Annotated in this window: 15 protein-coding genes; 8 read left to right on the top strand and 7 right to left on the bottom strand. The window is 59.5% G+C overall.

The genetic code is table 11. The annotated features are described in order from the left end of the window. Window positions 1-275 precede the first annotated feature (275 nt). Window positions 276-509: a 50S ribosomal protein L28 gene (gene rpmB, locus KVG88_RS16300; RefSeq protein ID WP_034147715.1), complete on the top strand. Its 234-nt coding sequence runs from the start codon at window positions 276-278 to the stop codon at window positions 507-509. A gap of 11 nt (window positions 510-520) precedes the next feature. After that, entirely contained in the window at window positions 521-676 is a 156-nt protein-coding gene (rpmG, locus tag KVG88_RS16295) for a 50S ribosomal protein L33 (RefSeq protein WP_007894709.1), read from the top strand. Window positions 677-761: 85 nt separating this feature from the next. On the opposite strand, the gene KVG88_RS16290 is transcribed toward rpmG, so the two are convergent. The 3 genes from KVG88_RS16290 to KVG88_RS16280 all read right to left on the bottom strand — a co-directional run bounded on the left by KVG88_RS16290 (window position 762) and on the right by KVG88_RS16280 (window position 2002). Next, a complete protein-coding gene (locus tag KVG88_RS16290; protein ID WP_217872024.1) occupies window positions 762-1037 on the bottom strand; it encodes a peptidase inhibitor in 276 nt (91 codons plus the stop codon). A 210-nt stretch (window positions 1038-1247) separates the two neighbouring features. Continuing rightward, entirely contained in the window at window positions 1248-1466 is a 219-nt protein-coding gene (locus KVG88_RS16285; RefSeq protein ID WP_150702383.1) for a peptidase inhibitor, read from the bottom strand. Between the two features lie 173 nt (window positions 1467-1639). Further along, window positions 1640-2002 carry a cupin domain-containing protein gene (locus KVG88_RS16280; RefSeq protein WP_217872023.1) on the bottom strand — a complete coding sequence of 121 codons (363 nt, stop codon included), beginning with the start codon at window positions 2000-2002 and terminating at the stop codon, window positions 1640-1642. Window positions 2003-2236: 234 nt separating this feature from the next. On the opposite strand from KVG88_RS16280, the gene KVG88_RS16275 reads away from it, so the two are divergent. After that, window positions 2237-3730 carry an aldehyde dehydrogenase gene (locus KVG88_RS16275; RefSeq protein ID WP_150702385.1) on the top strand — a complete coding sequence of 498 codons (1494 nt, stop codon included), beginning with the start codon at window positions 2237-2239 and terminating at the stop codon, window positions 3728-3730. Window positions 3731-3916: 186 nt separating this feature from the next. After that, a complete protein-coding gene (locus KVG88_RS16270) occupies window positions 3917-5059 on the top strand; it encodes an MFS transporter (RefSeq protein WP_217872022.1) in 1143 nt (380 codons plus the stop codon). A gap of 80 nt (window positions 5060-5139) precedes the next feature. Here the strand turns inward: KVG88_RS16270 and KVG88_RS16265 are convergent, their stop codons facing one another. Further along, complete coding sequence (locus KVG88_RS16265; protein WP_217872021.1) at window positions 5140-6708, bottom strand: phospholipase D family protein; 1569 nt, start codon at window positions 6706-6708, stop codon at window positions 5140-5142. Window positions 6709-6768: 60 nt separating this feature from the next. After that, window positions 6769-8202 carry an aminotransferase-like domain-containing protein gene (locus KVG88_RS16260; protein WP_217872020.1) on the bottom strand — a complete coding sequence of 478 codons (1434 nt, stop codon included), beginning with the start codon at window positions 8200-8202 and terminating at the stop codon, window positions 6769-6771. Window positions 8203-8381: 179 nt separating this feature from the next. Between KVG88_RS16260 and KVG88_RS16255 the strand changes: the two genes are divergently transcribed. Next, window positions 8382-8627: a DUF1127 domain-containing protein gene (locus tag KVG88_RS16255; protein ID WP_217872019.1), complete on the top strand. Its 246-nt coding sequence runs from the start codon at window positions 8382-8384 to the stop codon at window positions 8625-8627. Between the two features lie 113 nt (window positions 8628-8740). Here the strand turns inward: KVG88_RS16255 and KVG88_RS16250 are convergent, their stop codons facing one another. Further along, the gene (locus KVG88_RS16250) at window positions 8741-10033 is read right to left on the bottom strand and encodes an NAD(P)/FAD-dependent oxidoreductase (protein WP_217872018.1); all 1293 of its coding nucleotides are present in this window, start codon (window positions 10031-10033) and stop codon (window positions 8741-8743) included. A 146-nt stretch (window positions 10034-10179) separates the two neighbouring features. Here KVG88_RS16250 and KVG88_RS16245 point away from each other — a divergent pair, with 146 nt between their 5' ends. Then, the gene (locus KVG88_RS16245) at window positions 10180-10533 is read left to right on the top strand and encodes a YkgJ family cysteine cluster protein (RefSeq protein WP_150702391.1); all 354 of its coding nucleotides are present in this window, start codon (window positions 10180-10182) and stop codon (window positions 10531-10533) included. 128 nt (window positions 10534-10661) lie between these two features. Here the strand turns inward: KVG88_RS16245 and KVG88_RS16240 are convergent, their stop codons facing one another. After that, on the bottom strand, window positions 10662-11150 hold the full coding sequence (locus KVG88_RS16240; protein WP_007975155.1) for an Lrp/AsnC ligand binding domain-containing protein: 489 nt from the start codon (window positions 11148-11150) through the stop codon (window positions 10662-10664). A 157-nt stretch (window positions 11151-11307) separates the two neighbouring features. Between KVG88_RS16240 and dadA the strand changes: the two genes are divergently transcribed. Then, window positions 11308-12612: a D-amino acid dehydrogenase gene (dadA, locus tag KVG88_RS16235; RefSeq protein WP_150702392.1), complete on the top strand. Its 1305-nt coding sequence runs from the start codon at window positions 11308-11310 to the stop codon at window positions 12610-12612. Beyond that, complete coding sequence (locus KVG88_RS16230) at window positions 12584-12937, top strand: RidA family protein (protein ID WP_217872017.1); 354 nt, start codon at window positions 12584-12586, stop codon at window positions 12935-12937. The genes dadA and KVG88_RS16230 overlap by 29 nt, the downstream gene beginning before the upstream one ends. Window positions 12938-13004 lie beyond the last annotated feature (67 nt).

The following is a 13004-nucleotide window of genomic DNA, read 5'->3' as shown; positions in this document are numbered from 1 at the left end:
TTTCTCTGCGACGAGCGGTCGGAATCGACGACAGCCTTTATCCAAAGCGCCTGGCGCCGGAAAAATAGGGTTTTTATCCATTCAAGGCACAGCGAATGTTGTTGCTCTCCAGTCTTTCTGGTATAAAGCAGCGCTCTTTTCTAGGGGCCCGGTTCCTTCACTGTAGGTGTAGCCGGTAAGACCTCTAAAGAAACGCGGCGCCTGGCGCCAAATGACTGAGAGATTAAGCGGCCAACCCATGCCGGGTTGGGCATGTGGTTTTAGAGGGCTGAGGCATGTCTAGAGTATGTCAAGTTACCGGTAAGGGTCCGGTGACTGGGAATAACATTTCCCACGCAAACAACAAAACCCGTCGTCGTTTCCTGCCGAACCTGCAGCATCACCGCTTCTGGGTTGAAGAAGAGAAACGTTTCGTGCGTCTGCGCGTATCTGCCAAAGGCATGCGTATCATCGACAAGCGTGGCATCACTGCCGTGCTGGCCGAAATCCGCAAAGCTGGCAAGATCTAAGGGAGCTAATCATGCGTGAATTGATTCGTTTGATTTCGAGCGCCGGTACTGGTCACTTCTACACTACCGACAAGAACAAGCGCACTACTCCGGACAAAATCGAGATCAAGAAATTTGATCCGGTTGTTCGCAAGCACGTGATCTACAAAGAAGGCAAAATCAAGTAATTGATTTTTCCCTCTTACGAAAAAGGCCCGTATCGCAAGATACGGGCCTTTTTTGTTGTTTTTGGAAACGGGTCGTGCCGGATGATCAGCCGCAGTACATGTCGCTGATTACATTGTCCCAGTCGGTAAAGATCCGCAGGCGATCGGGTTCAAATTCCGGGGTATGGCGATTGACCACAACCTTGATCGCATTCGCCTCCGCGCGCGCCTGCTCTTTGATTGCCAGTGTCAGGCGTTGGCCTATGAGGTCCTTCGCATACCGAATATCGCATTGCTTCGATGAGGCGTCGGCATGTGCCGGCAACAGACTGGCTGAAAAGGCGAGACTCGCCAGCAGGCAAATGATGAAAAGTTTGCGCATGTTAATTCGCGTCCTTGTGAGTTATGAGTGTGAAGCTCCCTTTTGCCGGGAGCGAAAACAGCATCCCTCATGGACGACGACTGAGTGCGGTAACTATGTATAGGGTGGCTCAGCCTTCAACAGCGTATTGACGAAACAAGGCCCGTATCGCGAGATACGGGCCTTGTTTGTTGTGCGCGATCCAGCTTGAGTCGTCAGCGATGATTCAAATCAACCGCAGTTGATGCTGACGATGACTCTATCGGCATTGGTATGCAGGTTGATGCGCCGCGGGCGCAGGTCCCAACTCGAAGGGTACGTCGGTCCCGTGGCGCGCACAGGAGCCCCGTTGGCCAGGGCGCGTACTTCTTCGAGCAGCTGCGGGGTGCATTTCTCGCCGATGGTGTATTGGGCGATGGCGAGATCACATTGATCAGGTAAGACGGGCATGTTTTGCCTCCTTGCAAATTTATAGGGTCAGGTCGCTCACCTCGCCCGGTGGCTGCACGTCCTGTGCAAACCATCCCGGCGATGAACTGCGTGGCGCCTGCGCGTAGTCTTGTCCGGTGCCGCCTGAATTGGCCAGCGGCAGAATATGAGCACCTGTTTCGATTGCTGGTGGCTTATGCCTTTTGCTCAAACGCCACATAGATCTTGCGGCACGGCTCCAGCACTTCCCAGGTGCCTTTGAAGCCGGCCGGGATGACGAAGCGATCGCCCGCACGCAGAGTCTTGCTGTTGCCATCGCTGTCACGCAGCACGGAAACGCCCTGCACGATCTCGCAATATTCGTGCTCGGTGAAATTCACCGTCCACTGGCCGACGGCGCCTTCCCACACACCTGCGTTCAACTGGCCGCATGGGCTGTTGTAGTGGTTGTAGACCGCTTGCTCCGGGTCGCCCTTGAGCACTTTGGCCGGGTCCGGGCGGTAGCGCTCGGCGGCGGTGGTGGCTTGGCTGAAGTCGACGACGTTCTGGATGCGCATTGTTTTTATCTCCCGTATTTACGGCGCGAGTGGTTGGTCAGCCCAAAGTCTATGTTTATTAAAATGAACATCGCAAGGCCGTTTGCCGGCGATATGTCAAATATATTGAAACTTCACCTGCCGCTGGTTTAGGGTGACGGTTGCCTTGGGCCGAAAGCAGGCTGGCCGGGCAGAATTCCTGACAGCGCCCGCGAAGATCGCGGGTGTCGTATTCAATAAGAGGAGGACACTCGCATGACCACCCTGACCCGTGCCGACTGGGAACAACGTGCCCGCGACCTGAAAGTCGAAGGCCGCGCCTACATCAATGGCGAATACACCGACGCTGTTTCCGCCGAGACCTTCGAGTGCATCAGCCCGGTCGATGGCCGTCTGCTGGGCAAGATTGCCAGCTGTGACGCCGCCGATGCCCAGCGCGCTGTGGAAAACGCCCGCGCCACTTTCAATTCCGGCGTCTGGTCGCGCCTGGCGCCGACCAAGCGCAAAGCCACCATGATCCGTTTCGCCGGCCTGCTGAAAAAGCATGCCGAAGAGTTGGCCCTGCTTGAAACCCTGGACATGGGCAAGCCAATCAGCGACTCCCTTTACATCGACGTTCCCGGCGCGGCGCAAGCGTTGAGCTGGAGCGGTGAAGCCATCGACAAGATCTACGACGAAGTCGCCGCGACTCCGCACGACCAATTGGGTCTGGTGACCCGTGAGCCGGTCGGCGTGGTGGGCGCCATCGTGCCGTGGAACTTCCCGTTGATGATGGCCTGCTGGAAACTCGGCCCGGCGCTGTCCACCGGTAACTCGGTGATCCTCAAACCGTCGGAAAAATCGCCGCTGACCGCCATCCGCATCGCCGCGCTGGCCGTTGAAGCCGGTATTCCGAAAGGCGTACTGAACGTGCTGCCGGGTTACGGTCACACTGTCGGCAAGGCTTTGGCCCTGCATAACGATGTCGACACCCTGGTGTTCACCGGTTCGACCAAGATCGCCAAGCAGCTGTTGATCTACTCCGGCGAATCGAACATGAAGCGCGTCTGGCTCGAAGCCGGCGGCAAGAGCCCGAACATCGTGTTCGCCGATGCGCCGAATCTGCAAGACGCTGCCGAAGCCGCTGCTGGCGCTATCGCCTTCAACCAGGGCGAAGTCTGCACCGCCGGTTCGCGCCTGCTGGTAGAGCGTTCGATCAAGGACAAATTCCTGCCGCTGGTGATCGAGGCCCTGAAAACCTGGAAGCCGGGCAACCCGCTGGACCCGGCGACCAACGTCGGCGCGCTGGTGGATACCCAGCAGATGAACACCGTGCTGTCTTACATCGAGTCGGGCCACACCGACGGCGCCAAACTGGTCGCTGGCGGCAAGCGCATCCTCCAGGAAACCGGCGGCACGTATGTTGAGCCGACGATTTTCGACGGTGTGAGCAACGCGATGAAAATCGCCCAGGAAGAAATCTTCGGGCCAGTGTTGTCGGTCATCACCTTCGACAGCGCTGAAGAAGCCGTCGCCATCGCCAACGACACGCCTTACGGCCTGGCCGCGGCGGTGTGGACTGCCGATATTTCCAAGGCCCACCTCACCGCCCGCGCGCTGCGCGCCGGTAGCGTGTGGGTCAACCAGTATGACGGCGGCGACATGACGGCACCATTTGGTGGCTTCAAGCAGTCCGGCAACGGTCGCGACAAGTCGCTTCACGCGTTCGACAAGTACACCGAGCTGAAGGCGACCTGGATCAAGTTGTAAGTCAGTGAGGGAGCCCGATAGTCAATCGGGCTCCTGAACGACGCAGATCCCTTGTGGGAGCGAGCCTGCTCGCGATTGCGGTGTAACAGTCGACGTTAATGTTGAATGTGAAACCGTCATCGCGAGCAGGCTCGCTCCCACAATGTTTTGTGTTGCACATAAATAATATCCACAGGAGCGTGGAGCATGCGTTGGGCGACGTATTTCGCCGTGTTGGCGTCTGTCTTGAGTGTGGGCCTGGCGCTGGGCGTCAGCATGCCGCTGGTGTCGTTTCGCCTGGAAAGCTGGGGCTACGGCTCGTTTGCCATTGGTGTGATGGCGGCAATGCCGGCCATCGGCGTGCTGTTGGGTGCGAAGATTTCCAGCCATCTGGCGGCGCGTCTGGGCACCGCCAATCTGATGCGTCTGTGCCTGTGGGCCGGTGCGGTGTCCATCGGTTTGCTGGCGTTGTTGCCGAGCTATCCGATTTGGCTGGTGCTGCGCTTGATGATCGGCGTGATCCTGACCCTGGTGTTCATCCTCGGCGAAAGCTGGATCAACCAACTGGTGGTCGAAGAGTGGCGCGGCCGATTGGTGGCGCTGTATGGCAGCAGTTATGCGCTGAGCCAGTTGGCCGGGCCGATCCTGTTGGGCGTGCTGGGTACCGAACACGATTATGGCTTCTGGGTGGGTGTCGGTTTGCTGGTGGCGGCGCCATTGCTGTTGCTGGGGCGCAGTGGTGCGCCCAGCAGTGAGGCGTGCAGTGTGACCCTCGGCGATTTGTGGACCTTCTGCCGGGGCTTGCCGGCGATTGCCTGGGCGGTGTCGCTGTTTGCCGCATTCGAAGCGATGATCCTGACGCTATTGCCGGTTTACTGCCTGCGTCAGGGCTTTACGACTGAAATCGCTTTGGCGATGGTCAGCACGGTGGTGGTCGGCGATGCCTTGTTGCAATTGCCGATTGGTGCACTGGCGGATCGCGTCTCGCGGCGCTCATTGTTTACGGGCTGCGCGGTGGTCCTGCTGGTGTCGAGCCTGGCGATTCCGCCGCTGATCGACACGCTGCTGATCTGGCCGTTGTGGGTGTTATTCGGCGCCAGTGCCGGGGGCTTGTTTACCTTGTCGTTGATCCTGATTGGCGAGCGTTATCGCGACGATGCGCTGGTGCGCGCCAATGCCCATATCGCTCAACTGTGGGGGATTGGCTGCTTGCTCGGACCGTTGATCGCCGGGGCCGGCAGCCAGTGGATAAGCGGGCACGCACTGCCGTTGTTGATGGCGGCAGGGGCGTTTGGTCTGGTGATTTTGGTGTCGCGGCAAGGAGCGTTTGGCGCCACGCAGCCGGCATAAGATCAAGAGATCGCAGCCTTCGGCAGTTCCTACAGATGCATGCTCGTTCCTGTGTAGGAGCTGCCGAAGGCTGCGATCTTTTAAAGCATCCGCTCCAGCCCGACGGTATTGCTCAACCACGCATTAAAGCGTCGCCACCAACTGCCCGGTTCCTTGGTGACGGTGTGCATTTTGCCGTCATCTTCGGTGACCCACACCACCTTGTCCTTTTCCAGTTTCACCTGATAACTCAAAGGCGGCGCCATGCCCTGCAACGCCAGTTCGCGTACGTGGGCGGCGAGTTCCGGGCTGTCCACCAGCACCCCGACTTCGGTGTTCCACAGCACCGAGCGCGGGTCGAAATTGAACGAGCCAATGAAGGACTTTTTCTGATCGAAGACGATGGCCTTGCTGTGCAGGCTGGAGTCGGATTCGCCGTATGACCGGCTGGAAAACAGTCGCGGCCCACTGCCGCTGTCATCGCCGGGCTGGCGGCGCAACTCGAAGAGCTGCACGCCATGCTCCAGCAACGCCTTGCGATACGGCGCGTAACCGCCATGCACCGCCGGGACGTCGGTTGCTTCCAGTGCGTTGGTCAACAGCAGCACCGAGACCCCGGCATCGGCGCGGCCCGTCAGGAACACCAGCCCCGGTTGACCGGGGACGAAGTAGGCCGAAACCATGATCAGTTCTTTGCTGACGCCGTTGAGTTCGGGCGCCAATTGAGTGGTCAGCAGTAATTGCGGATCGGGCTCATCCTTGGCCAGCACCTTGCTCGGCGCATCCCACAGCGCCTGGTTCCAGGCCCAGATCAGTTCTTTGCGCCAGATGTCCAGGCGCGGTTCGGTGGCGAACTTCATCAGCTGTTGATAGAGCGCGTGATTCTGCTTGCGCGACTCTTCAAGAGATTCTTCCAGTCGAGTGCGGGTGTTTTCCAGGTCCTTGGCCGTCGGCTTGCTGGAGACGAACGCATCGATCGGTTTGCTCAGCGCACTGTTCCAGTACTGGTCGAAACTGTGCCCCAGCTGCTCGGCCACCGGCCCGACACCCAGTATGTCGATGTCGGTGAAGTTCAGATTGGGTTCGGCGTCGAAGTATTCGTCCCCCAGATTGCGCCCGCCGACAATGGCCATGCTGTTGTCTGCCAGCCACAGCTTGTTGTGCATGCGCCGGTGTTGCTGCGACAGATTGAACAAGCGGCCCATGGTGCGTGTGACGCCGGTGCTGCGTCCCAGATGGAGAGGGTTGAACACGCGAATCTGTATCTGCGGATGTGCCGCGAGGGTGGCGATGGTGCGGTCCAGGCCGTCGCTGGTGGTGTCGTCGAGCAATATGCGTACGCGCACGCCACGGTCGGCGGCCTTGAGCAATTCTTCCACCAGCATTCGCGTGCTGATGCCGTCATGCACGATGTAGTACTGCAGATCGAGGCTGCTTTGAGCGTTGCGAATCAGTTCGGCGCGGGCGGTGAACGCTTCAGTGCTGTCGGACAGCAGGCGAAAACCTGATTTGCCTTCGTAAGGTGCAGCCTGAGCCTGCACCGAACGACCGAATGCCGAAGTGCTCGCCGGCAATGCCTGGCTCGGTTCGCGTTGGACGTCGAAGCTGGCGCAGCCGCCAAGGAACATCGTGAGTAACACAAGAGCAAGCAGGGACTGTCTGACTCTCACGTGGGATCGTTCCGATTGGTGGCAGAGGTTGGCATATGGACGCTGGTATTCGCAGAAAGGTCAGTCGGTCAGCCCGTCGGTCTCTGCCAGCAGCTTGATGGCCGCGGCGCCGACTTTGCGCACGGCTTCTTCAATCTGTGGCGTTGGTTTGGCAGCGTAGTTCATGCGCAGGCAATTGCGGTATTTACCCGAGGCGGAAAAAATACTGCCGACTGCGATCTGTACGCCTTGATCGTACAAGGCACGATTCAGTTTCAGCGTGTCGAAGCCTTCCGGCAGTTCTACCCACAGCATGAAGCTGCCTTGCGGACGGCTGGCACGAGTGCCGGCGGGGAAGTAGCGGGTGACCCAGTCGATCATCATGTCGCGATTACGCTGGTATTGCGTGCGCATCCGCCGCAAATGCGGCTCGAAGTGGCCGCCTTTCAGAAATTCGGCGATGGCAATTTGCGGTTGAGGCGCGGTGGAGCCAGTGCTGATGTATTTCATGTGCAGCACCCGCTCCAGATAGCGTCCCGGTGCGACCCAGCCAATGCGCAAACCAGGGGCCAGGGTTTTGGAGAAGGAACTGCACAGCAGGACGCGGCCGTCCTCGTCGAAGGACTTGATCGTGCGCGGGCGCGGATAGGTGTAGGCCAACTCGCCATACACATCGTCTTCGATGATCGCCACGTCGAAACGCTGCGCGAGCATCAACAACGAGCGTTTGCGCGACTCCGGCATGATGTAGCCCAGCGGGTTGTTGCAGTTGGGGGTCAACTGTATGGCCTTGATTGGCCACTGTTCCAAAGCCAGTTCCAAGGCGTCGAGGCTAATCCCGGTGAGTGGGTCGGTGGGGATTTCCAGCGCCTTCATGCCCAGGCCCTTGAGCGTTTGCATGGCACCGTGAAAGCTCGGCGAGTCCACGGCCACGATGTCGCCCGGCTGACAGATGGCGCGGATGCTGGTGGACAGCGCTTCGTGGCAACCAGTGGTCACCACCAGATCACCCGGCCCCAACTGGCAGCCGGAATCGAGCATCAGGCGGGCAATCTGCTCACGCAGTTCAAGGTTGCCGTGGATGTTGTCGTAGTACAGGCCGGGCATGTCCTGACGCCGACTGATCCGGGCGAGGTCGCGCAGCAGCGGTTTCATGGTGGGCGAAGTGATGTCCGGCATCCCGCGCCCCAGCTGCACCACATCCTTGCGCGGTACGGCGCGAATCAACTCCAGCACCTGATCCCATTGGGAAATGTCCACCGGGCGTTGGGCCGGGCGGCCAACGGCAGGCAACTCCGGCAGCTCGCGACTGGCCGGGACAAAGTATCCCGACTTGGGCCTCGGCATGGCCAGCCCGCTGTCTTCCAGCACCCGATAGGCCTGCTGCACCGTGCTCAGGCTGACGCCGTGTTCAACGCTCAATGCGCGCACCGACGGCAGTCTGTCACCGGGGCGATAAAAACCCTGTTCGATACGCGTGCCGAGCAATTCGGCGAGATTGACGTAAAGAGTCATGGCGCAGCCTCTATGGAGGTGATTGGGTTAACCAGTACAGATGAAGCAAAAATACGTGATTCAGTGGCGAATTCGATAAATCTGTATGGAGATAATACAGGTGCTTTGAATCTGTAATGCTTTTGCCCGTCCGCGCATCATGAAATCTCTGGCTACCCAAGTAAACAGGAGTATTGAAAATGAACGGCTTGAGCGATGTGCGGCTGGCGTTACACAGTCAGGAACTGGAGGCAGGGCAAAAGGACAATTCGCGTCAGGCGCTCATGCGCAACGCGCCGTCCGGCCTGAGTCGCTGGGACCTGTTCTGGCAACGCCTGCACACGCGCAAGGCGTTGCTGGCCCTGACGCCAGACCAGCTCAAGGATATCGGGCTGACGAGGGAGCAGGCGCGGGAGGAGGGGCTTAAGCCATTCTGGCGTCTATAACGTGAAACGCGTTTTTCTTGTAGGAGCTGCCGCAGGCTGCGATCTTTTGACTTTGATTTTTAAAAAAACAAGATCAACAGATCGCAGCCTGCGGCAGCTCCTACAGGGTGTGTTCAAGCCAACTCTTTGAGTCGATGCCACAACATCCCCAACGCCAACAACGGCGAACGAAGATGTTTTCCGCCCGGGAAAGTAATGTGTGGCACCTTGGCAAACAGATCGAAACCTCCGCTGTGCTGACCACTGATGGCCTCGGCCAGCAGCTTGCCCGCCAGGTGCGTGGCATTCACGCCGTGACCGGAATAGGCTTGGGCGTAATACACGTTTGGCTGGTCTTTGAGCCGGCCGATCTGCGGCAGACGGTTGGCGCCGATGCCGATCATGCCGCCCCATTGGTAGTCGATTTTTACGTCGCGCAGTTGTGGAAAGACTTCCAGCATCTTCGGACGCATATAGGCGGCGATGTCTTTCGGGTCGCGTCCCGAATAATGGCAGGCGCCGCCAAACAGCAAGCGGCGGTCCGCCGAAAGTCGGTAGTAATCCAGCGCCACCCTCTGATCGCAGACCGCCATGTTCTGTGGCAGCAGTGCGTGGGCCAATTCTTCGCTCAGGGGTTCGGTGGCGATGATGTAGCTGCCGGCGGGCAGCACTTTGCCGCTGAGCTCGGGGTTGAGGTCGCTCAGGTAGGCATTGCAACCAAGAACCAGCGTCTTCGCACGAACTGAGCCTTGGGCGGTATGCACCTTGACCTCAGGACCGTAGTCGATGCGCGTGACGGCCGATTGTTCGTACAGTTTCACGCCCAGTTGCTGCGCGGCGGCCGCTTCACCCAGCGCCAGGTTCAGCGGGTGCAGGTGCCCGGAGCCCATGTCGATCAAACCGCCGACGTAACGCCTGGAACCGACGACGGTGTGCATCTCGTTGGCTTGCAGCAGGCGGGTTTCATAACGGTATCCGAGGCCGCGCAGCTCTTCAGCGTCTTGCGCAAAACCTTCAAGGTCTCGGGGCTTGTTGGCCAGATCGCAGTAACCCCAGGTCAGGTCGCAGGGAATCTGGAAACGCTCGACGCGCTGGCGGACGATTTCCACAGCTTCCAGGCCCATGAGTTTCATCTGGCGCACACCGTCGGCGCCAATCACGTTGGCGAACTGATCGAGGCCATGGCCGACACCGCGAATCAACTGCCCGCCGTTGCGACCGCTGGCGCCCCAGCCAATTTTGCGGGCTTCGAGCAGCACCACGCTCAGGCCGCGTTCGGCCAGTTCAAGCGCGGTGTTCAGCCCTGAAAAACCGCCACCGACCACGCACACATCGGCCACTACATCCCCTGTGAGCACCGGATAATCCGGCTGCGGCAGGCTGCTGGCGGCGTAATAGGAAGCAGTGTGCTGGGCACGGGCGTTCATGCGCGTCATCCTGATCGTGTGTTTAGAAAATTTGACGGAGCATAAGCCGGACCTTCCCGGACGGGCAACATTGGTCGGTTGCCGCTGTCTGCGTCGAGGCTTTTGCCGCACAATTGCGCCCTATTCCGCATTCGGTCACCGCTTCGATGAGCTGCAACAGCCAGAAAATCCGCACACTGCGCCAGCAGATTCCCTCGTTCGAGTGCGTGCCCGGCTGCCATGACTGCTGCGGTCCGGTGACCACCTCGCCGGAAGAAATGTCGCGCCTGCCGCGCAAGACCCGCGCCGAGCAAGAGGCGGCCATGGACGAACTCAACTGTGTGCATCTCGGCCCGAACGGCTGCACCGTGTATGAAGAGCGACCGTTGATATGCCGGTTGTTCGGCACCACCAAAACCTTGCCATGCCCCAACGGGCGCGGGCCGGTGGAGTTGATTCATCCACGAGTCGAGAAGCAGATATTCGAATACATGGCTTCCAACCGGCAGGTGTTGGTTTAGATCCTCGAACCGAGTTTTCCGCATCGCTAGCAGGCTAGCTCCCACAGGGAATGCAGGTGAACCACAGATTTTTGTTCACCACCTAACCTGTGGGAGCCAGCCTGCTGGCGATAGCAGCACCTCAAATGTCAGTCCGGAATCGGCAGGGTCAGGCTCTCTTTCACCTCTTCCATCACGATATAGCTCTTGGACTCGCGCACGTGCGGCAGCTTGAGCAGAATGTCGCCCAACAGCTTGCGGTACGAAGCCATCTCGGAAATCCGCGCCTTCACCAGGTAGTCGAAATCCCCTGACACCAAATGGCACTCCAGCACGTGAGGCAGCTTGAGCACTGCACGTCGGAACTCTTCGAAAGTATCGCCGGATTTGTAGTCGAGGCTGATCTCGACGAACACCAGCAGACTACCCTTCAAATGCTGCGGATTGAGCCGCGCGTTGTAGCCCATGATGATCCCTTCGCGCTCCAGGCGACGGACCCGCTCGGTACACGGCGTGGTCGAGAGCCCGACCTTTTCCCCCAGTTCGGTAAACGATATACGCCCGTCCGCTTGCAGAATCCGCAGGATATTGCGGTCGATCTTGTCCAGTTCCCGTTTGGTCTGAGTGTTGGTACGCATAGGGGATGCGCCTCCGTAAAAAGGGTTTTTGCCGAGAATTGTCGCCAAATATAGGCGCTTATATAGTGAAAAGCACTGGCAAATCTTTTTTACACTGCGCACATCTGAAGCTCTGAACAATAAACGTCAGCGGTTCGCCGCGATGAGGGAAATGAAAATGCGCGTTATGGTCTTGGGTAGCGGCGTCATCGGTACCACCAGTGCTTACTATCTGGCGCGTGCCGGGTTTGAAGTGGTGGTGGTCGACCGGCAGCCCGCTGCTGCCATGGAGACCAGTTTCGCCAACGCCGGGCAAGTCTCGCCGGGCTACGCTTCGCCATGGGCTGCGCCGGGCGTACCGCTCAAAGCGATCAAGTGGCTGCTCGAGCGCCACGCGCCCCTGGCGATCAAGGCCACTGCCGACATCGACCAGTACCTGTGGATGGCGCAGATGCTGCGCAACTGCACCGCCAGCCGTTACGCGGTGAACAAGGAGCGCATGGTTCGTTTGTCCGAATACAGCCGTGACTGCCTCGACGAACTGCGCGCTGAAACCGGCATTGCCTACGAAGGCCGCAGCCTCGGTACCACCCAACTGTTCCGCACCCAGGCTCAATTGGACGGCGCCGCGAAAGACATCGCCGTGCTGAAAGAGTCCGGCGTGCCGTTCGAGCTGCTCGATCGCGAAGGCATTGCCCGCGTTGAGCCGGCGCTGGCCAGCGTGACCGACATTCTCGCCGGTGCCCTGCGCCTGCCGAACGACCAGACTGGCGACTGCCAGATGTTCACCACCAAGCTCGCCGAGATGGCCGCTAACCTCGGTGTGCAATTCCGTTTTGGTCAGGACATTCAGCGCCTCGACTTCGCTGGCGATCGTATCAATGGCGTGTGGATCGACGGCAAGCTGGAAACCGCCGACCGCTACGTATTGGCGCTCGGCAGCTACTCGCCGCAGCTGCTCAAGCCGCTGGGGATTAAGGCACCGGTGTACCCGCTCAAGGGTTACTCGCTGACCGTGCCGATCACCAACCCGGCGATGGCGCCGACGTCGACCATTCTCGACGAGACCTACAAAGTCGCGATCACCCGTTTCGACAACCGCATCCGTGTCGGCGGCATGGCGGAGATCGCCGGTTTTGACCTGTCGCTGAACCCGCGTCGGCGCGAAACCCTGGAGATGATCGTCAACGACCTTTATCCTCAGGGCGGCAATCTGGCCGAAGCCAGCTTCTGGACCGGCCTGCGTCCAACCACACCGGACGGCACCCCGATTGTTGGCGCCACCCCGTTCAAGAACCTGTTCCTGAACACTGGTCACGGCACCCTCGGCTGGACCATGGCGTGCGGCTCGGGCCGCTTGTTGGCTGACCTGATGGCCAAGAAAAAACCACAGATCAGCGCCGAAGGCCTCGATATTTCCCGTTATGGCAGCAAAACCCAGGAGTCTGCAAAACATGTCAGTCCAGCGCCAGCTCACCAATGACCGCATGAGTCAGATCGTCAGCCACAACGGCACCGTGTATCTGGCCGGGCAGGTCGGCGACGACTTCGACGCCGGGATCGAACAGCAGACGCGCGATGTTCTGGCCAATATCGAGCGTCTGCTCGACCTGGCCGGGACTGACAAGCAGCATCTGCTGTCGGCAACGATTTACCTGAACGACATCGATGCGCACTTTGCCGGAATGAACTCGGTTTGGGATCAGTGGCTGCCCAAGGGCGCCGCCCCGGCCCGTGCCACCGTCGAAGCGAAGATGGCCAAGCCAAGCATCCTGGTCGAGATTTCGATCGTCGCCGCATTGCCGTAAACCGTAGTAAAGATCCCTCTCCCGGCGCTGGCTGTTCACCCCGTCAGCCAGCGTCGGTTTTTCTTCC

It is taken from the genome of Pseudomonas azerbaijanoccidentalis (assembly GCF_019145495.1).
Taxonomy (GTDB): Bacteria; Pseudomonadota; Gammaproteobacteria; order Pseudomonadales; family Pseudomonadaceae; genus Aquipseudomonas; species Aquipseudomonas azerbaijanoccidentalis.
The sequence above is the reverse complement of the archived record's forward strand: the minus strand, read 5'-3'. Positions and strand labels throughout refer to the sequence as shown.